This is a genomic window from Polaribacter litoreus, assembly GCF_054584775.1.
In genome coordinates this window covers 198,649-219,611 of sequence record NZ_JBTLRD010000001.1, presented here as the reverse complement: position 1 = coordinate 219,611, position 20,963 = coordinate 198,649, and the positions used below count along the sequence as shown (strand labels likewise).

Sequence of the window (20,963 nt, the reverse complement as noted above, 5' to 3'; positions counted from 1 at the left end):
TTAAAATGATGCTCTTAAACCTAGTGTAAAAGTTCTAGCAAGAGGATCTGAACCAATTCTTAATTGACGTATATTTCTATTCTCAGATATCTCGAATAAATTTGTTCCAGATATATTCATACTAAAATCTTCTAGTCCTAAATTATCACATACAACATTAGTAAATTGATAAGTGAGCTGAGTTCTACTAATATTAAAGAAATTATTTTTGTACAACCAAAATGTAGAATTTCTAAAATTATTTTGATTAGTAACCGAAGATAACCTAGGAAAGGTTGCTGTATTTGCTGTTTCTGGTGTCCATCGTCCTATAACAACTTCTGAGTATTTGTCATTACCATCAACAGAATAGTATTCGTTAAAATTATTACTTAACTTATTACTCATAGCACCTGATTGACCTGTAGCTAAAACAAAAAGGTTAAATCTTTTATAGGTTAAGTTAAGATTTAACGCATATGTCCAAGGGCTACTAGATTGTCCAATAGCAACTCTATCATCATTATCGATAATGTTATCTCCGTTTTTATCTTCATATTTTATATCTCCTGGTTGTACATTACCGAATTGAGGTACGGGTAAACCTGTATTTAAAACTCTATCTCCATTTATATCTGTAGTAAAATCTGCTTCAGAATAAAAACCTTGATCAACTAATCCGAAAATTGTAGAAATTTCTTTTCCTTGTGTTTGTAGGTAGTCTTCTGCAAATACTTCAGACCTTCTGGTTCTTTCTGTTTGACTATATAATATGTTAGCACCTATACTAATTGAAAGATCTTCGTAACTTTTATTGTAATTGATACCTAGTTCAAAACCAGTGTATAAGTTTTTATTATAATTATCGTACGGTCTAAAAGTATCGTAAAAAGAAGGGTATTGATCTTGTAAAAATGTAATTTGTTTGTCAAGCTCTGTTCTAAAGTAATTGGCCTCTACATATAGTGAATTCATTAAATATGTTTCGAAACCTAAATTAAAATCAATTCGTTCTTCAAATGTTAAATTGAGGTTTTCTCCCTGCGTAATATTTTGTCTGTTATTAGAGTTACCATCTGCCCAATTAATATTATTGCCATTAGAGTAATTTGAATCATATAAAAAGTAAGCACTAGCATTATTATTAACAGACCCACCACTATTAAGTGCTGTAATACCTTTATCTGATTTTATAATACCACCTGAAGCCTTTATTTTTAGATAGTTGATAAACTTGTTGTTTTTTAAGAAAGCATCTTCACTTAAAACATAAGCTATACCTCCGGTTGGTGATAGTGCTCCTCTATTACCTTCTGGCAATTTTATAGAGTTTGCGTAGGTAGCAGTAAAATCGACAAATAATTTCTTTTTGTAGTCATAAGATGTTTGTAATCCTAAGTGAGAATCAATGTCTGTTTGTTTGGCATCATTTTGCCTTTGAGAATTAAAAAAACCTAAAAAAGTTGTATTTAAAGAATGATTTTTAGCTAAAGTAGTATCATAATTTACTAATCCATAAAAACCAAATCGTGAAATAAAATTATTGGTACTAAGATTTTCTCTTTGATCTTTTAGGTCTTCACCAAAAACATTAAGACCAATTATGCTACCATCTTGCCAAGTTGGTTCATAGGTTTTGAATTGATTGGCAATTGTAGCATTGTAAGAATCATAAAAATCAAAACTTAAATACGTTTTAGCTGATAAACCTTTTGTAATTCTATCTAAATCAAAATTGATTGTGTTGTTAAACTGAGTTGAACGAAAAACGGTGTTTTGATATCCTCCAGCAATAGCTAAAGCTACAGGGGCATCTGCGCCAAACTGTTGAGTTGATCCTAAAAGCATACCATTAAATGTGTTTGCAGCATCTAGTTGCCCTACAATAACAGGGTCATTAGTATTAAGCAAATCTATAGGTAAAAATGGAGAGTATGTATTAGGTCTTAAGGTAGTTGCAGCATTTAACAAATTGCCTCTAGATGACTTTTCTGTACTTATAACAACTATACCATCAAAACTACTAGTAATCCAATCGTTTACTCTAAAATCTATGTTACCCCTTACATTAAAACGATTAGTTCCTGCATTAATATCATCATTAATATCAACCCATGATCCATTACGATTCCAACCTACATTAACATAGTATTGATTATTTTCATTTCCTCCAGAAAATTCTGTAATCACATTTGTAGAAACCACTAGAGGCTGTACAAATTGTTTTGAATACAAGTCTAAATCTGGGTATTCAAATCTGTTTGAACTTGAATTAAATTCTTGAATAAAAGATTGAGGGTAAAAATCGGATAACCCATCATTATTTCTTGCCTCGTTAAAAAGGTTCATATAATCTACTGATCCTAAATATTTAGGTAAGGAAATAGGTATACTATAACTAGAAAGCGCATTAACTTTAACTTCTTTTTTATTAGCTTTTCCACGTTTGGTATTAATAACAATAACACCATTTCTTCCTTGACTACCGTAAAGCGCAACAGAATTAGCATCTCTTAACACCGTTATCTGCTCAACCTCTTCCATATTTAGTATATTAGGATCACGCCCAATAACACCATCAATTACAAAAACTGCATCATTTGCACCACCAATACCTCTAATATTACCAGAGCCTCTTACACCTAACATCAAACCATTGATGTAATTTCTTACACGCTGTGTATTATCAAAGGTTAATCTGTCTTTAGGGTTAATTGAAGTGATAGCCCCTACAATATTACGTTTGTTTTTAGTGACAACTCCCAACTGTAGTTCATCTTCTTCTGAAGCTAAGAAAAGAGATTTTTTCATGGTTATATTACCCGTTAAATCGGTCAAGGTTAAAATTAATGTTTCGTAACCCTTTTTTTCTAGTGATACCGATTCTTCATCATCTTGTAATATAATTTTAAACTGTCCATTAACATCCGAAGAAACCTTATCTCCATTTGCATTAAAGACATTAACATTATTTATTGGGGTACCTTGTTCATCAACTACAGTTGCTGTTACTTCTGTGCCATTTGTTTGAGCCATTGTAAAATTACTAAAGCAAAACATGGTTAAGCTAAGCAAAGTAAATAACTTATATAATTTATTTATTTTCATTTTTTCTTAATAATTTAAGCGGATTTATACAAGATTACCATCCAGGGTTTTGAGAAAAACCAGGGTAAATTAATGTTTGTTCTACAGGAAATGGTAACCAATAATGCTTAGGAAACTCACATATTCTTTCAACAAGAAGCGATTCTGTAAAACTACTTCTATTCTCTGGGAAATTTAAAGCTAACTTTCTTTTGTATTTATCTAAATGAGCCAAGCCCCATCGTCTAATATCTACCCATCTGTGTGCTTCGTAACTTAACTCTACAGCTCTTTCTCTTCTTAATTCATCCATAAACTTGTTATTATCTGCAACAATACTAGCATTTACATTAGGTATTCCTGCTCTAGTACGTAATAAATTAATAGCTCCTTCAGCAGTTAAGCTGTAAGAAGGTGGCGTTGTAGTTGCGCCTTTTGAAGCGTGTAATGCTTCTGCATACATTAAATAAACATCTGTAAGTCTCATGTGCATTCGTACACCAACGTATTGATTTATAATAGGATTCCATCTGGTATGATACTTACCATCAACTTTAGGAAAAAACTTTGTCCACATATATCCAGTATTATTCAATATTTTGATGTTTTCTGCATTATTACTTCTATGAATACCTTTTACTGTAGACGATTCAAACCAAAGCTGTGCAGTTTTATGAGGGTCATCGGCTCCAGGATCAATAACATCACCATCTATGATATGCCATTTATAAAAACGTGGATCTCTGTTTTCGAAAGGTTTAGTAGGGTTAAATAATGTTGGGCCATACTTACCACTAAGATCATCTTCTATAGAAAGTCCGTTAGCCATCCCAAAATTATTATGAATAAAGTTGTGTGTAGGACTTATAACTTCATATCCACCAGAATTGGTATGAATAACTTTAGATACACCAGACGTCATAAATCTTGTTGCTTGTACTTGATTACCTCCAGTTGCAGCAAATATAAATTCTGTGCTTCCTGGCCAAGCACCTGGTGCTGGTGACTTCCAAAATACTTCATCTAATTCGTCCAATGAAGTAGCTAAACCATAACGTCCTTGGTCAGCTAATTTAAGAATTCCAGAAAAAGCTTCTACTGCCATATCGCATAATTCTTTATCATAGTCGTAAGTGGCTATACTAACATTGTTTCCTTTCATTAATGGGCTTGCTGCTAAAAGTAAGTTTTTACCTTGAAAAGCATATGCTGTACCCTTAGTAAGTCTACCCATATTTTCGCCACGTGTAAGTTGCCCATAAGGTTCATTATCCCAATCTACAGGTAATAATTCAATAGCTTTTTTATAATCTTCGTTTGCCCTTAAAGCAACTTCTTTATAAGTCTCAGGTCGTTGTAATTCAAAATCATCTATTAACACCTTGTCTATATAAGGATAGCGGCCCCAAAATTTCATAATTTCATTATGAAAAAATGCTCTAAAAAAGTAGGCTTGTCCAAGAATAACATCTTTTTCTGCTTGAGTTGCATTTACCATTAAATCTAACTCTTCTACGTTTCTAATTACAATATTAGCTTTACGAATACCACGTAAACTACCATCATACAAGCCTGGTCGTTGTCTATTGAAAGAATTGTTGTTTTCAACATTGGCAGAGTTAGTACCTGTTGATCCATAATTAGAATTAAGGTGATTGTTTAGGTAAACAAAATTGTCTCTTATTACATCATTAAATCTACCTGCGTCAATATCTCCACTTGCTTTTGTAGGTCTATCAACAAAACCATCATCACCTAAAAGAAAATCTTGAAAGGTATGCCCTTGTTGTTCATAAGAGACCACTAATGCATACATTTCTTCTACAAAGCCTTGTGCATTTTTAAAGGTAGAAAAAACCACCTCTTCGTCTATAACTGCGTCTGGCGCCACATCTAAATAGTCCTCGCAAGAAAAGAAAAATACGAGTCCTAAAATTATTAGTATTTTATTTATATAGTTTTTCATTTTTACTTATTTTTTAGAAATTCATATTAAAACCAAAGTTGAATCTTTTTAATGTAGGGTAATCACCTCTTTGCTGTCCTCCACCACCTGTATTGAACTCTCTATCATCTGGCATATTTGACCATAAGAACAGGTTGTTACCGTTTGCAAAAACTTGAAGTTTTTTAAGTCCAAGTTTTTTACAAGTTTTACTAGGAATATCATAAGTCAAAGAAACTGCTCTAAGCCTTGTTAAAGATGAATCTAACCAATTATCTCTAGGATTTGTTGCACCTTGAACTCCAAATGATGGTTGAGTATCTGTATTATTTGGCGTATCTACAGTCCAATAATCTAAATCTTGCGTAAAGATTAAAGGTGTTGAATTACTAAAAGTATTGTTACTGAACAATCTAGATGCATTTTGGGTACCATACAGCTGAGCTGAAATACTAAAACCTTTGTATCTGGCTCCTAGAGTAGCGCTCCAGGTTCTTTGAGGTTGATTTGGATAACCAAATGGTGCATTATCAAAATTATTATTATAAATACCATCTCCATCAAAATCTACAACATCATAATATCCTACTCGTGTTAAATCTTGATTTTGATTTTGTGGAGTTGACATATACACGTCATCCCAACTTGTTAGAATACCTGCAGGAATAGCTGATCTACCTTGCCCAATATTAAAACCTGCATCTTTTAGATAATCGGCTTGTAATTCTGGATCATCTCTTAATATTACTTTATCTATAGCTTGCGTAAAATTGAAATCACCAAAAATATTTAAACCGTTACTGAAAGTATAACTAGACCCCAAAACAATCTCATAACCTCTAATTTCAACGATACCTTTATTAATATCTGGAGGCGTTGCTCCATAAAAATCTGGTAACGTTTGTATTTGATTACCAACAATTACAATATTATCTCGATCTTCTGCAAAATAATCTAGTTCACCAGTTAGTAAACCATTAAATAATGAAAACTCTGCACCTATATTATATTTAACGGCCTCTTCCCATTGTAGGTTTGGGTTTCCTACTATAGCTTCTCTATAAAAGTTATAAGGAGATCTTCCATTATTACCTTGATACGAACTTGGAACTAAATATGCAGAGCTACCAGATTCCCATTGCGTAATATATCTCCACCTACCATTAAAATTATCATCTCCAACAAGACCATAAGAACCTCTAATTTTAAGATTGTTAAGCCAATCTTCACTTTTTTCCATAAAGGATTCATTTGTAATAGTCCAACCTAACGCTATAGATGGGAATAAATCGAAACGAAACCCTGGACCAAATTTTTCGGAACCATTGTAAGCACCATTTATATCTAAAAAGTATCTTGAGTCGTAGTTGTAAGTTACCCTTCCTACCCAATCTTCTCGATATCTTGGAAAAGCATTAACACCTCCACTACCACTTGCTGATTCTTGTCTTCTCACTAAAAATAGAGCCGTTAAGTTATGTTTGTCCGCAAAAGTTCTATTGTAATTGAATGAAAAGTCATAGACCATTCTACGTTGTCGTTGTCCCTCTTCTACTTCTGAAGTTTCTAAATTCCATGGATCTTGTACATAACCAAATCGAGTAGTTACATCTGGAGTAAGAAGAATCTCCTGATCTCCATCATAAACCCTACGGATTACACCTCCGTCATTCAAATCTTGTCTACTTCTTTGAGTATTATCTAAAGAAAATCGTCCTTGAAACGACAAACCTTTAGTGATAAAATCTAGTTTTTGTTTTAGAATAAAATCAGTATTGATTTGAAAAGTTCTAAACGTATTATAACCATTAGCCTGTAAAGTCTCTACAGGATTTACGTACACATTAAAATAGCTAAAAGGGTTTCCATAAATTCCATCAGGATACACAGGAGGGTAAAGAGTTGGAGCTATTAAGTATAGTCCATTAGTTACATTACCTATTGAACCAGGGCTTTCTCTAACCCCCATATAACCACCTAAACTAACTGAGAATTCAGTTGTATTGGTTATATTAAAATCTATATTAGATCTAAAGTTGAATCTATCATATTTATACTGACCTAAATAACCTCTTCCATTGTCGTATTTACCGCCATCAAAAATATCACTTACGGTTTGATAAGCTAAACTACCAAAATATTTAGTCTTTTTATTTCCACCGCGCACAGACAAATTAACTCTGTAATCTTGTGCAAAATCTTTCAACAACTCATCTTCCCAATCAACATTAGGATAAATATAACTTTGTTCTAAACTAGAAGGGTTACGATATCTATCTACAATTGGCAATGGGGTATAATTATTCCATGTATTTGGTGCTTGAGCTATACCTCTTAAAATAGCACTATTTGCTTCTAATAAGCCATTGTAAGAATCTAACTTCTCTGGCAATTGAGAAACCATTTTAATAGTAGAATTAACACTTAGCGATAGTTGTGCTTTACCTATTTTACCACGCTTAGTAGTAATTATTATTACCCCATTAGCACCTTCTACACCAAAAACTGCGGTAGCAGAAGCATCTTTAAGCACAGATATATTTTCTACATCATTCATATCTATATCTGACATTGACCTCTTAATACCATCTACTAGCACTAGAGGACCACCTTCACCATTCCAAGAACTTCTACCTCGAACAAAAATTCTCATATTGTTTTGCCCAGGAACCCCACTACCTTGAATAGCAGTAACACCCGGTAAATTACCTTGCAATGCTTCTTCCATATTGGCTATACCAGCTGTCCTTTCCATTAAATCCTCTCCTTTTACTTGTGTAATTGCCCCAACAACGCTTTCTTTTTTTTGCGTTCCATAACCAACAATAACAATTTCATCTAAGCTTTCTGAGGCTTCATTTAGGATTACATTAATTACTTTTTGGTTTTTTACTGGAACTTCACGTGTTTTAAAACCTAAGTAAGAAAATATCAATATTTTTTCACCTGGCTTTAAAGTTATGGCATAATTACCATCGAAATCAGAACTAATTCCGTTTGTAGTTCCTTTCTGTAAAATACTTACTCCTGGTAAAAGATTACCATCTTTATCAGAAACGGAACCAGTTACTTTCTCTTGAGCTGATAAATTAGAATTTGTAAAACCCGAAAGTACGAGAACAAGAACATACGTTAGTCTCAGTAAAGGATTTCGTTTTTTAAAAGTTTTTTTCATTTTTAAATTCAATTTAAAATAAATTATTTCGTTGATTAACTGTTCTGTTAAAACACTCATAACAAACAATGTACAATTTTACGAATTACACAAGCATCGCGCATCCTGTACTATACTGAAATATATGTTATCCTAACCTATTTATATTAAATTTTGATTAATAATTTGCTTTTAAAAAAACATGTTAAGATTGTATCTTTGCCATAATATTTAACTTTTTTTCTCTAGTACCTATGAATCAATTCCTTACAGAAGACTTCTTACTTCAAAACGATTTTTCAAAAAAATTGTACCATAATATTGCTAAAAAACTACCTATTATAGATTACCACAACCATTTATCTCCTAAGCAGATTGCTGAAGATACTCAATTTGAAAACATCACCCAAGTTTGGTTGTATGGAGACCACTACAAATGGCGTGCAATGCGTGCTTTCGGTATTGATGAAAAATACATTACTGGTAATGCTACTGATAAAGAAAAATTTTTAAAATGGGCCGAAGTTGTACCTTATACTATTAAAAACCCACTGTTTCATTGGACTGCTTTAGAGTTAAAAGCCTATTTTGATATTGATGAAATTTTGACCCCAGAAAATGCTGAAGAAATTTATGAGAAAACCTCGAAAATTTTACAGCAAAAATCACATTCTGCAAACGGATTATTAAAATTGCAAAATGTAGAAAGTTTGTGTACTACAGATGATCCTGCAGATTCTTTAGCATATCATATTGCTATTCAAAAAGATGCTTCAAAAGTTCAGGCATTCCCTACTTTTAGACCCGATAATTCTTTTGCTGTTGAGAACACCAAAACTTATAATGAATATTTAACTAAACTTGAAAAAGTATCGAAGGTTAACATACATAATTACGATGATTTACTAAGCGCTTTAGAAAGTAGGATTAACTTCTTTAATGATAATGGAGGTAGATTATCTGATCATGGTTTTGAGCAGTTGTCGTTTTTTGAAAGTGACATTTATGATATACAAACCCTCTTTAACAAAGTAAAAGACAATCAAGCTTTAACTGTAGAAGAAGTTGATTTCTTTAAATTTAAAACAGTAATTGAACTTTGTAAAATGTATCACAAAATTGGCTGGACACAGCAGTTTCACCTAGGTGCAATTAGAAATAATAACAAAAGATTACTAGATGAACTGGGACCAGATACTGGTTTTGATTCTATAGGTGATTTATCTCAAGCAAAAGCTTTAAGTGGTGTCTTAAATAAATTAGATAGCACAAATCAATTGACAAAAACAATTGTCTACAATTTAAATCCTGCAGATAGTGAAGTTTTTGCAACTATGGTTGGAAATTTTAATGATGGTACTATTAAAGGGAAAATGCAATATGGTGCTGCTTGGTGGTTTTTAGACCAAAAAGATGGCATGGAAAAACAAATAAATACCTTATCTAATTTAGGTTTGTTGTCTTGTTTTGTAGGAATGTTAACAGATTCTAGAAGCTTTTTATCTTTTCCAAGACACGAATACTTTAGACGTATTTTATGTAATGTAATTGGTACTGATGTTGAAAATGGAGAGTTACCTGCTGATGAAGCATTTTTAGGTAAAATTGTAAGCGATATTTGTTATCATAATGCGAAAAACTATTTCAACTTTAAATAAAAACATATGAATACGATTAAATGGGGAATTATTGGTTGTGGTGATGTTGCAGAAGTAAAAAGTGGACCTGCTTTTCAAAAAGTAGCCAATTCTGAGTTGGTTGCTGTGATGCGAAGAAATGGTGAAAAAGCTCAAGATTTTGCTAAAAGACACAATGTACCTTTTTTTTATGATACTGTTGATGCTATTATCAATCATCCAGAAATAAATGCGCTGTATATTGCAACTCCACCCTCTACACATTTAGAAATAGCAAAAAAATGTTTATCAGCTGGCAAATTTGTGTATTTAGAAAAACCTATGACCATAGATGCTGATGAAGCACTAGAACTGGAAGCCTTGGTAAATAAAAATGATAAAATAGTAGTTGCACATTATAGAAGAAATTTACCTGCTTTTCAAAAAGTAAAAGAGTTATTAGAAGCAAATAGTATTGGTAAAGTACATTTTGCAAATATTAGCATTTTACAATCCACTACAAATAATGTAATTGCCAAAACAGATGACAATTGGAGATTACAACCAGAAACATCTGGTGGTGGTTATTTTCACGACATTGCGCCTCATCAAATAGATTTAATGTATCATTATTTTGGTAACATCGAAAAAGCTGAAGGTTATGCAACCTCAACCCAAAATAATAAAGTTGCAGATATTGTAAATGGAATTATTGAATTCGAAAACGGAGTGCAATTTAGAGGAATTTGGAATTTTATTGCCTCAGAAAAAGAGGTAAAAGATGAATGTAAAATCTACGGTGAAAAAGGCACAATTACTTTTTCTTTTTACGGTGAAAAAGTGTTTTTAAATACTACAGACAAAGAGGAGGTATTTTCTTTTGAAAATCCTGCACATGTTCAACAGCCTTTAATTGAACAAACTGTAAACTACTTTTTAGAAAAAGCAACAAACCCATGTTCAATTAATGATGGTGTTGAAGTTATGAAGATATTAGATGTATTTACAACTTAATTATTTAAGCTAAACTTCTTAAATCAAATCAAAAGCTCTTGGCAACCAAAGTGTTAAATCTGGGAAATACGTAATTAACAAAAGCACACCAATCATCACCAAAAAGAGTGGCAATAGTGGCCTAATTACTTGCTGTATTTTTAGATTTGCTACACTACAACCTACAAAGAGCACAGAACCAACTGGTGGTGTACATAATCCAATACATAAGTTCATAATCATGATAATTCCGAAGTGAATTGGATCCATACCTAATTCTGTAACAATTGGTAAAAAGATTGGTGTAAAGATTAAAACTGCTGGAGTCATATCCATAAAAACACCTACAAACAATAGAATTAAGTTGATGATGATTAAAATTACAATGGGATTATCGCTAATAGATAATAGTGTATTACTAATTTCTTGTGGAATATTTTCGTAACTCATTACCCAAGACATAGCAATAGAGGTAGAAACTAACAACAAAACAATTGCTGAGGTTTTAATGGTTTCTAACAATATTGGAGAAATATCTTTAAAGGTAATTTCTTTGTATACAAAACCTAAAACTAACGTGTAAATTACTGCAATTGCTGAAGCTTCTGTGGCTGTAAAAATTCCAGCTACAATCCCTCCAATTACTAAAACTAACAACATCAAACTTGGGAAAGCATCTACAAATCTTTTAAAGAACTCTTTAAAACCTACTAACTTGTCTGTTGGATATTTTTTAATGATTGAGTAGATTAAAGCTACAATCATTAAAGCTAAACCAATTAATAAACCTGGAACATAACCCGCAATAAATAAGGCTGCAATAGAAACTCCACCACTTGCTAAAGAGTAAACGATGAGCACATTACTAGGTGGTATAATTAAACCTGTTGTTGCACTGGTAATATTTACAGCTGCACTAAACGATTTGTCATACCCATCTTTTTCCATCATCGGATTCATAAACCCACCAATTGCAGATGCTGCTGCAACTGCAGAACCAGAAATAGCTCCAAATAACATACAAGAAATAATGTTTACAAAAGCTAAACCACCAGGAAGGGGTCCAACTATGGCTTTGGCAAAATTGATGAGCCGAACTGCAATTCCTCCTCTGTTCATAATTTGACCTGCTAAAATAAAAAACGGGATTGCAGAGAGTGTAAAACTATCTAAAGAAGTTGCCATTCTTTGCGCCAATGTAGTTACCGATGGTAAAAATGGCATAGCACTTAATAATGTAAATAACGCTGCTAAACCAATTGCAAACGCTATAGGCACTCTTAATGATAAGAAAACCAAAAAGCTGATAACTAAAATAAGGACTTCTACTAAATTCATAATTATGCTTTATTTAATTTTCTTAAATTGATTAATGTATCGATACTATAGTAGCAAATTAAAACTCCAGAAATTGGAACTACCATATAAATAAATCCTAAAGGGATTTCTAAGGTTGCTGATGTTTGGCCAAACTGAAAACTTAATTGCACCAATCTAAATCCACCAATAATCATTACTGTTAATGCAAAAACGGCTATAGATATAAATACAATTCCGTTAAACAAACCTTGTCTTTTTTTAACAACATCTTCAGGGATTAAATCAATTGCCAAATGCAAATTTTTACCTGCTGCATAGGCTGCTCCTAACAAACCTACCCAAATTAATGAGAAACTAGAAATTTCATCAGTAATGGTACTTGGTGCTCTTAATACAAATCTCGAAAAGACTTGCCAAACGACACTAACTAACATCAGCACTAATATAAAAAGCACTAATTTTTCTAAAACGCTATCTATTTTTGCTCTCATTATTGTTTATTTTTTATAGAAGTAATAAGTGTTTTCATTTCTTCATTTCCATCAAACATTTCTAAAATTCCTTTGGTTTGTTCTTCAAAAGGTTTTTTATCAGGATAAACAATTTGTACACCTGCTTTTTTTACTGCTTCTAAAGATTCTTTTTCTGAATCTGCCCATAATTTTCTTTGCGCAATAGCACTTACTTTAACCGCTTTTCTTACCCATACTCTCTCTTGTTCGTTTAAACGGCTCCAAGTATCTGTACCTATTAACAAAACATCTGGCACAGCTGTATGTTCATCCAAAGAATAAAACTTACAAACCTCATAGTGTTTTGAGGTATAAAAGCTTGGTGGATTATTTTCTGCACCATCAACAACTCCTTGTTGTAATGCAGTGTACAATTCTCCCCAAGATATTGGTGTTGGAGAACCTCCCAAATCATTCACCATAGCCACAGCCATATTACTTTTTTGTACTCTAATCTTTTTTCCTTTTAAATCTGCTGGCGATTTTATAGGTGCTTCTTTCATGTAAAAACTTCTACTTCCAGCATCGTAAAATGTCAATCCTCGAAGTCTAAATTTTTCACCTTTTAACAATAAACTTTCACCAATTTCACTATCAAAAACGCTAAATGTATGTGCTTTATCTCTAAACATATAAGGCACACTAAATACTTTATATTCTGGTATAAAATTTTCTAAAACTGCTGCAGAAACTTTAGTAATATCTAAACTACCAATTTGTAATAATTCTAAACATTCTCTTTCGCCACCTAATTGACTACTTGGATAAATATTTAATAATAACTTTCCATCAGATTCTTTTTTTAGCTCTTCCCCAAAGATAACCATTGCCTTATGTACAGGATGCTGGGTATCTAAAGTGTGACCTAAACGTAAGGTTTTCACTGACGATTCTGATTGACAACCAAAAAAGAATAACGATAAAGTTAAAACAAATATGGATTGAAAAAAGTGTTGCTTCTTCATTGTTTAAAGCTGATTAGTTTTGGTTACTATTAATGGAGTATTTATTTTTTTTGAGAAATCTGACAAATAATTTTCCCATTCTTGTTGAGTTGCAAACTGCTTACTTTTTTTCCATCCAAAACCACTGTAGAAAATTACTTTTCCGTTAACTACATTTAAATGTAGAAAATGATTGCTTTCGTCTTTTCTAGATGTAATATATTTTTCTGAACCTGAAAAATAGGGTTTTGTAGTTACAATTCCTGTTCCTACTTCAGAATCGTCTAAGGTTTCCCAATGACTTACCCAAAAGTTAGCATCATTTTGATTGGTAACCCCTTTTTTCTTGTGTAATGTAATTCCTGATGAAATGGTTTCTGTTCCTTTTACATCAATCTCAAAACGTGTTAAATTTTGACCATAATCTAAAGAGATGTGTTTGGTTTCATCGATTTGTTTACCATTAGCATCCCAAGTAGCATAGGTTAACACAAAACTGGTTCTTAACGGACCTGTGGTAATGGTTTTGTAAGAAGTAAAATTTCTCGAGAAATAAAAAGAAGTATCTACTTTTACAGCAGTGCCACCAATACCTCTACTTACACCCACATGAAAATTATCTACACCTTCACCATGGTCTTTATGATATGCTCCTTTCTTTTCATCGTTTCTTTTATACCATAAATTGATAATTGGGTATTCTACACGTTTTAACCATGCATCAATTCCGCTAGACAAGGTTCCTCCTTTTACACCATCTTCTACCATTTTTTGGGCTACTGGACCAAAAGTTCTAAAGGCAACTCTATTGTTTTCCCAAGTATAATCATCTGTTCTTTCTGGTACAAAACGAGAATAACAGTAATTAATTACTGAGTCTTGTTTTTTATCAGAAATTGATAACGTATATGTTTTTGTAGCGTTTGCTTTAATTGATGGTTGAAATAAAATTACATCATTTTTACCATCTAAATCAGCATCTACAATTTGAGAAGTAACAACTTTATTTTCATCATCTAAAACAACTAAATTAGCTTGTTTTTCTGCTGCTATTTCAGAAATATCTACTTCAACTGTTTCAAAATCTCTATCAATATTTAAAGTATTTTTTACTGTTACTGTTGAAACAATTTCAGCTTTTTTATCACAATTGACAAAAAGAGAAACCGTAAGAAAAAAGAGAACTATTTTTTTCATTTAGATTGATTGTTTAAACCTTTCAGGTTTTAGAAACCTGAAAGGTCTGAATTTTTAATATTTATTCTTCGTTAGAAGGTTTACCAATAGTTGCTAAGATTCCTCCATCAACATATAAAATATGTCCATTTACAAAATCACTTGCTTTTGATGATAAAAACACTGCTGCTCCTGCTAAATCATTTGGGTCTCCCCATTTTTTTGCAGGTGTTCTGTTCACGATAAAATCGTTAAAAGGATGTCCATCAACTCTAATTGGAGCCGTTTGTGAAGTTGCAAAATACCCAGGTCCAATTCCGTTGACTTGTACCCCAAAACGTGCCCATTCTGTAGCCATATTTTTGGTTAACATAACCAAACCTCCTTTAGCGGCTGCGTAAGCTCCAACTGTATTTCTACCTAATTCGCTCATCATAGAACAAATATTGATGATTTTTCCAGCTTTACGCTCCATCATTCCTTTGATAACATGTTTAGAAACGATAAATGGACTTACCAAATCGATATCAATAACTTGTTTAAAATCTTCAACTTCCATTTCTGCCAATGGCGTTCTTTTGATAATTCCTGCGTTGTTGACTAAAATATCGATGTTACCTACTTCAGTTTCTATTTTGTTGATGCTTTCCATCACTTGAGCTTCATCAGCAACATTAAATTTATAACCCACAGCATTAATTCCTTCTGCTTTGTACAATTCAACTGCTTTGTCAATTTTTTCTTGTGATGAATTTCCATTCACTACAATAGTAGCACCTGCTTTTCCTAATCCCATAGCCATAGACATTCCTAAACCATGTGTAGAACCAGTTACCAAGGCTACTTTACCTGTAATATCAAATAATGTTTGTGACATAATTTTATCTTAATTCGGTGATTTTTGCAACATCCATGTCATTGTAGTCTAGGTTTTCACCAGCCATACCCCAAATAAATGTGTAGTTTGACGTACCAGAACCTGAGTGAATAGACCAAGGTGGAGAAATAACAGCTTCATGATTTTGCATCCAAATATGACGTGTTTCTTGAGGTTCTCCCATAAAATGACAAACAGCTTGCTCATCCATGATATCCATATAATAATAGATTTCCATTCTTCTATCGTGCACGTGAGCTGGCATTGTATTCCAAACAGAACCTGTTTTTAATTCTGTCATTCCCATTTGTAATTGGCAAGTTGTTACAATACCACCAATAATCATTTGGTTTACGGTTCTATGATTTGCAGTTTCCAAACTACCTAATTCTATTTTGTTTGCTTCTGCTTTTGTAACTTGTTTTGTTGGATAAGCAGTATGTGCAGGAGCAGAATTCATATAGAATTTTGCAGGATTGTTAGCATCATCACTTTTAAAAACAACCTCTTTTACACCTTTACCAAGATACAATGCATCTTTATGTAACATTTTAAATTCTTCACCATCAGCAATAATAGTTCCTGTTCCTCCTGCATTGATAACTCCAACTTCTCTTCTTTCTAAAAAGTATTCAGCTTTTAAAGGATCTATAGTTTCTAAAATTAATGCTTCTGATGTTGGTACTGCACCACCAGCCATATATCTATCATAATGCGTATATACCCATTTGATGCTTCCTGGTTGCATTAAATCTGGAACTAAAAATTCATCTCTTAATTCTTGAGTATCGTATTTTTTTACTGCTTGCGGACTTGAAGCATATCTTGTTTCGAAAGTTGTTGCCATAGTTTTTGTTTTTTATTTATTTAATTGTAACTTGATTAGATACTGAATCAAGTTCAGTATTAAAATCTAATCGATTTTATAATGAACGTCTGATACCTAGTTCTAAGCCTCTTAATTCAGCCAAACCACGTAAACGTCCTATTCCTGAATACCCAGGATTTGTTTTCTTTTTTAAATCGTCTAACATTTTATGTCCATGATCGGGTCTAAAAGGCATTCTTACATCTTGTCTGCCTGCTGCAATTCTTTTTTGCTGCTCTAAAATTAACGCTTTCATTACTGCATACATATCTACATCACCTTCTAAATGATCTGCTTCATGGAAATTTCCTTCAGCATCACGTTTTGTAGCACGCAAATGTATAAAGTGAATTCGGTCTCCTAAGCGTTCTACCATTCCTGCTAAATCGTTGTCTGCTCTTACACCAAAAGAACCTGTACAAAATGTTAATCCGTTATTTTGAGAAGGAACTGCATTGTAAATATCTTCGATATCTTGTTCTGTTGATACCACTCTAGGTAAACCTAAAATTGGAAAAGGTGGATCATCTGGATGAATGCACATTAACACACCAGCTTGTTCTGCAGCTGGAATAATTTCTGATAAGAATGAAAATAAATTTGCTTTCAATTCTTTAGGACCAATATTGTTATAAGTTGCTAAAATTTGATTGAACTCTTCTAAAGTATATCCTTCTTCAGCACCAGGTAAACCAGCTATAATATTTCTAATCAACTTGGTTTGTTCTTCTTCTGATGAATTTTTGATAAACTCAGCCGCTTTTTGTTTTTGCGCCTCAGAATATTCGTTTTCTGCACCAGGTCTTTTTAACAAATACAATTCGAAAGCAGCAAAAGCAGCCGCTTCAAAACGCAGTGCTGTAGATTGATCAGATACTTCGTAATCTAAATTGGTACGTGTCCAGTCTAATACTGGCATAAAATTATAACAAACAATATCAATACCACAAATCCCTAAATTTAAAAGTGTTTGTTTGTAGTTTTCTATATATTTTTGATAATCACCTGATTTGGTTTTAATGTTTTCGTGAATGGGTACAGATTCTACCACAGACCAAGTTAAACCGACATTTTCTATAGTTTGTTTTCTTTTGGTAATTTCTTCAACTGTCCAAACTTCTCCATTTGGAATATGATGTAAAGCAGAAACAATACCTGTTGCTCCTGATTGTTTTATATCTGACAAAGAAACTGGGTCGTTAGGTCCATACCAACGCCAAGTTTGTTCTAAATTTTGAGTCATTTTTATTTTTTCTTTAAAAATTAGCAATTCTTAAACTCCACTATATGCTGCGAATCCACCATCTATAGGAATTACAATTCCTGTTACAAATGCTGATGCATCATCACATAAAAATAAAGTAGAACTAATTAAATCATCAGGCGTTCCATAACGACCCATTGGAGTTTGATCTATAATTTGCTGACCTCTTTGGGTTAAGCTACCATCTTCATTTGTTAATAAAGCACGGTTTTGATCTGTTAAGAAAAAACCTGGAGCTAACGCATTTACACGAATACCTACTTTAGAAAAATGTACTGCCAACCATTGTGTAAAATTAGATATAGCCGCTTTTGCGCCACTATATGCTGGTATTTTTGTTAACGGAGTAAATGCATTCATAGAAGAAATGTTTAAGATTGAGCATCCTTCTCTTCCAACCATATCAGTGGCAAAAACCTGGGTAGGAATTAACGTTCCTAAAAAATTTAAATTGAATGTAAACTCGATACCTTTTGGATCTAAATCAAAGAAAGTTTTAAAACCTTCTGTTGCATTTTGCAAATCTTCCATTGCAAAAAACGGGTTAGAAGTGGTTCCTAAAGGATGGTTACCTCCTGCTCCATTTACTAAAATATCCACTTTTCCAAAAGCATCATTTATAACTTGTTTTGCTTTTTCTAGAGAATCTTTTTCTAAGACATTGGCTGCAACACCTATTGCTTTTCCTCCTTCATCGTTAATTTCTTGGGCAACTTTATTTGCAGCTTCTTCTCGTAAATCTAATACTGCAATTTTATTCCCTTCTTTGGCTAATGCTTTGGCCATTGTACTACAAAGTACACCTCCTGCTCCTGTTAATACGATTGTTTTATTCATTGGTAAGTTTATATCTGATTAAGAATTTTAAAAAAAGTAAATGTAAATAAGAAACTATTTTTAAATATCCTGTACTATCTTGTTATTGAATAAATTTTAAAAAATATTTGAAAAAATAAAATGATTACGACTACAAGTTTTAATTGCTAAATTATTTTTTATTTAAAAATGTATCTATAAAGATCTCCTTAACTAGTTTTTGTAGACTAATTCACTAATTATTTGGTTAATTATAAAACCAATACATTTCTTTTATTACTACCTGTATTTCAAACTTTAAGCAATCACCCATTTAGTCAATTAATTTGATAATATTCGATTTATTTCTTACAAAACATTTATTAAAACAATAACATTTCAATTCTAAAATTATAAAGTAAAATTAGTGTGTATTAAAACAATAGATTGCAATAATCCATTTTAATAATACCACATATTAACAAAATCTTACGACAAGTATTTAATTTATGCTCCTTGTCTCAGGACAGTTCAGGTTAGTAATTTTATGCCTTCTAGATCATTTTACTAAAACTACACATTAACAATGTAATATTAGTCAAAATAATCATGAAAAAAATCACTTATAAACCAATATTATTATTTTTTACTTTATTCTCACTTTATATACCTGCTCAAGACGTACCACCTCCTGATGGCGTTTTTAGAATACAAAATGTAGCCATAGGAAAATATTTAAGAGATGTAGGCTCATGTGCTAAAGCAGTTACCATGTCAGATTCAGGAGAGGAAACAAACACACATTGGACTTTTGTTGAGAGTGGTTCCTATTTTAATATAATAAGTGAATCATTTGGAATTATTAGAGCTACGGGTTCTGGTTTTGAAAATGGAGAAAAACCTTATTATGTAGTAAGTACTTCTAAAGCTGCACCAGCTTCAGTTTAAAGTTAAACAACCTTGTTAAGGTAGCTGTTAAAATTTACAATTATTTAAGAAAATTAGTTTTCAATAAAAAAATATAGTAGATAACTCAGAAATAAATATTAATGGTTTTTCTAAAGGTCTTTACCTTTTAAAGGTAGTCAATGATAATCAAAAGGTTTATCTATATAAGCTAATTATAAATTAACACAAGTGCCACCGTTTAATATAAATTACAAGTCTTTTTATTAGTTCTTTTTATTTTTTTTGTGGGATGCTGCTCATAGAAAATCTAACAGAAAAACATTTTCTCCATCTTTAGAAGTAGTACACCATAATGCATTAGTTTATAAAAAGGTATCATTACTAGTTTTGTAATGGCACCTCTCCTATTATTTTTATGATGATGTATTAGTTGCTAAGTCAGAATATTAATTAGTATTCAAAGTATCTATTGACTTAGAATACTAATCATATTTTGCTCCAAAGAAATTAAATCTATTGTTGAACTCTTTCATGTACTGTATTTGCCCATCTAATTTGTGCTCTCCCACCTCTAACGCGATATGCACCATATCTAATTTTAGATTGTGTACCTCTTTCGGGATCTGGGATATTCCAATTAAATTCTTCTCCGCCAATTATGGCATTGCAATAATGTATTTTTTTTGTGGCATCATTAGGGTCTTCTATAAAACCTACTTTCATTTCAAATGAAACTATTTCGTTCTTATCAACTTGCTTTAGAAAAACAACTTCTCTACCACTACCAGAACCACCACGTTCTAAGATACGCTCTGCATAAATATCAAAGGCCACCTGCTTATCTGCATTGACGCCTGTACCGTAAACGGGATGTGCTCTATATAAGCAAATAGCAGGGTCTGGAGAACCACCTCCACCTGTGTGTTGCCCTTTGGCCTGCGCAATGTAAGTCCCACTTTGACCAAAAACGCCATTATCTGCTACTTCAAGGATTCTAAAATCTCCATTAAATTTTACGAATGAGCCTACGTTTGCATTCGCTATAGGTAATGAACGTTCCATTCTAGGTTGTAAGGTATTTGGTGCGTCTTGATTGTTAGAATCTGCAGTAATATTGTATATACCCCATGTAAGACCATCAATTGTACTTTCTTTATAGTTGGCATAACAAGTCCTGTCATCTATAGTTCCTACATTAACAGGGTTTGGTAAATCATCTGAAGTCCTAGTCTCATTTTCACCATCAGTGTTACAGGTTGTGTAAGAACCTGTATCTTCATCCTCAGCTACAACTACAGCACTTGGGGCTGGATCTGGGTCTGGATCTGGGGTGTCAAAAACTAGGCTGTCTTCAGAGTAGAGCCCAAGCCCATCTCTAGTACAAGAAGAAAAGACTACAAAAACTATTAATGCTAATGTCGAAATAAGTTTGAAACTGAATATTGATTTTTTCATAAAATAATACAAATTTGAGTCAAAGATAGGGTTTACTATAACTTAACTGTTCTGTGGTATCCTGATGGA

At 32.4% G+C, this 20,963-nt stretch carries 16 protein-coding genes; 4 read left to right on the top strand and 12 right to left on the bottom strand.

Annotation, left to right across the window (positions count from 1 at the left end; genetic code table 11):
* Genes ACW9UN_RS00780 through ACW9UN_RS00770 form a run of 3 tightly spaced genes read right to left on the bottom strand, consistent with a single transcriptional unit; the run spans position 1 to position 8,186 of the window.
* Complete coding sequence (locus ACW9UN_RS00780; RefSeq protein WP_459483087.1) at positions 1 to 3,087, bottom strand: SusC/RagA family TonB-linked outer membrane protein; 3,087 nt, start codon at positions 3,085 to 3,087, stop codon at positions 1 to 3.
* A 34-nt stretch (positions 3,088 to 3,121) separates the two neighbouring features.
* Positions 3,122 to 5,032 carry a RagB/SusD family nutrient uptake outer membrane protein gene (locus ACW9UN_RS00775; RefSeq protein ID WP_459483086.1) on the bottom strand — a complete coding sequence of 637 codons (1,911 nt, stop codon included), beginning with the start codon at positions 5,030 to 5,032 and terminating at the stop codon, positions 3,122 to 3,124.
* 13 nt (positions 5,033 to 5,045) lie between these two features.
* Complete coding sequence (locus ACW9UN_RS00770; RefSeq protein ID WP_459483085.1) at positions 5,046 to 8,186, bottom strand: SusC/RagA family TonB-linked outer membrane protein; 3,141 nt, start codon at positions 8,184 to 8,186, stop codon at positions 5,046 to 5,048.
* 233 nt (positions 8,187 to 8,419) lie between these two features.
* On the opposite strand from ACW9UN_RS00770, the gene uxaC reads away from it, so the two are divergent.
* On the top strand, positions 8,420 to 9,823 hold the full coding sequence (gene uxaC / locus ACW9UN_RS00765; RefSeq protein WP_459483084.1) for a glucuronate isomerase: 1,404 nt from the start codon (positions 8,420 to 8,422) through the stop codon (positions 9,821 to 9,823).
* 6 nt (positions 9,824 to 9,829) lie between these two features.
* The gene (locus ACW9UN_RS00760; protein WP_459483083.1) at positions 9,830 to 10,795 is read left to right on the top strand and encodes a Gfo/Idh/MocA family protein; all 966 of its coding nucleotides are present in this window, start codon (positions 9,830 to 9,832) and stop codon (positions 10,793 to 10,795) included.
* An 18-nt stretch (positions 10,796 to 10,813) separates the two neighbouring features.
* Here ACW9UN_RS00760 and ACW9UN_RS00755 read toward each other — a convergent pair whose 3' ends face one another.
* From ACW9UN_RS00755 to ACW9UN_RS00720, 8 genes are all read right to left on the bottom strand, one after another.
* Positions 10,814 to 12,112, bottom strand: coding sequence for a TRAP transporter large permease (locus tag ACW9UN_RS00755; RefSeq protein ID WP_459483082.1), 1,299 nt, complete (start codon positions 12,110 to 12,112; stop codon positions 10,814 to 10,816).
* A gap of 2 nt (positions 12,113 to 12,114) precedes the next feature.
* Complete coding sequence (locus ACW9UN_RS00750; protein WP_236548135.1) at positions 12,115 to 12,585, bottom strand: TRAP transporter small permease; 471 nt, start codon at positions 12,583 to 12,585, stop codon at positions 12,115 to 12,117.
* Positions 12,585 to 13,571, bottom strand: a complete 987-nt coding sequence (locus ACW9UN_RS00745) for a TRAP transporter substrate-binding protein (RefSeq protein WP_459483081.1) — start codon at positions 13,569 to 13,571, stop codon at positions 12,585 to 12,587. Before ACW9UN_RS00745 ends, ACW9UN_RS00750 begins: the two co-directional genes overlap by 1 nt.
* A gap of 3 nt (positions 13,572 to 13,574) precedes the next feature.
* A complete protein-coding gene (locus ACW9UN_RS00740) occupies positions 13,575 to 14,747 on the bottom strand; it encodes a BT3233 family polysaccharide utilization protein (RefSeq protein WP_459483080.1) in 1,173 nt (390 codons plus the stop codon).
* A 61-nt stretch (positions 14,748 to 14,808) separates the two neighbouring features.
* Positions 14,809 to 15,603 carry a gluconate 5-dehydrogenase gene (locus ACW9UN_RS00735; RefSeq protein ID WP_459483079.1) on the bottom strand — a complete coding sequence of 265 codons (795 nt, stop codon included), beginning with the start codon at positions 15,601 to 15,603 and terminating at the stop codon, positions 14,809 to 14,811.
* A gap of 4 nt (positions 15,604 to 15,607) precedes the next feature.
* A complete protein-coding gene (gene kduI, locus ACW9UN_RS00730) occupies positions 15,608 to 16,450 on the bottom strand; it encodes a 5-dehydro-4-deoxy-D-glucuronate isomerase (RefSeq protein WP_459483078.1) in 843 nt (280 codons plus the stop codon).
* A gap of 76 nt (positions 16,451 to 16,526) precedes the next feature.
* Positions 16,527 to 17,714 carry a mannonate dehydratase gene (uxuA, locus tag ACW9UN_RS00725; protein WP_459483077.1) on the bottom strand — a complete coding sequence of 396 codons (1,188 nt, stop codon included), beginning with the start codon at positions 17,712 to 17,714 and terminating at the stop codon, positions 16,527 to 16,529.
* 30 nt (positions 17,715 to 17,744) lie between these two features.
* Positions 17,745 to 18,572 (bottom strand): SDR family oxidoreductase, encoded by an 828-nt coding sequence (locus ACW9UN_RS00720; RefSeq protein WP_459483076.1) that lies wholly within the window; start codon positions 18,570 to 18,572, stop codon positions 17,745 to 17,747.
* A gap of 567 nt (positions 18,573 to 19,139) precedes the next feature.
* Here ACW9UN_RS00720 and ACW9UN_RS00715 point away from each other — a divergent pair.
* A complete protein-coding gene (locus ACW9UN_RS00715; RefSeq protein WP_459483075.1) occupies positions 19,140 to 19,478 on the top strand; it encodes an RICIN domain-containing protein in 339 nt (112 codons plus the stop codon).
* Between the two features lie 73 nt (positions 19,479 to 19,551).
* Positions 19,552 to 19,662 carry a T9SS type A sorting domain-containing protein gene (locus ACW9UN_RS00710; RefSeq protein ID WP_459483150.1) on the top strand — a complete coding sequence of 37 codons (111 nt, stop codon included), beginning with the start codon at positions 19,552 to 19,554 and terminating at the stop codon, positions 19,660 to 19,662.
* A 290-nt stretch (positions 19,663 to 19,952) separates the two neighbouring features.
* Here the strand turns inward: ACW9UN_RS00710 and ACW9UN_RS00705 are convergent, their stop codons facing one another.
* Positions 19,953 to 20,894, bottom strand: a complete 942-nt coding sequence (locus tag ACW9UN_RS00705) for a hypothetical protein (protein ID WP_459483074.1) — start codon at positions 20,892 to 20,894, stop codon at positions 19,953 to 19,955.
* Positions 20,895 to 20,963: the final 69 nt, after the last annotated feature.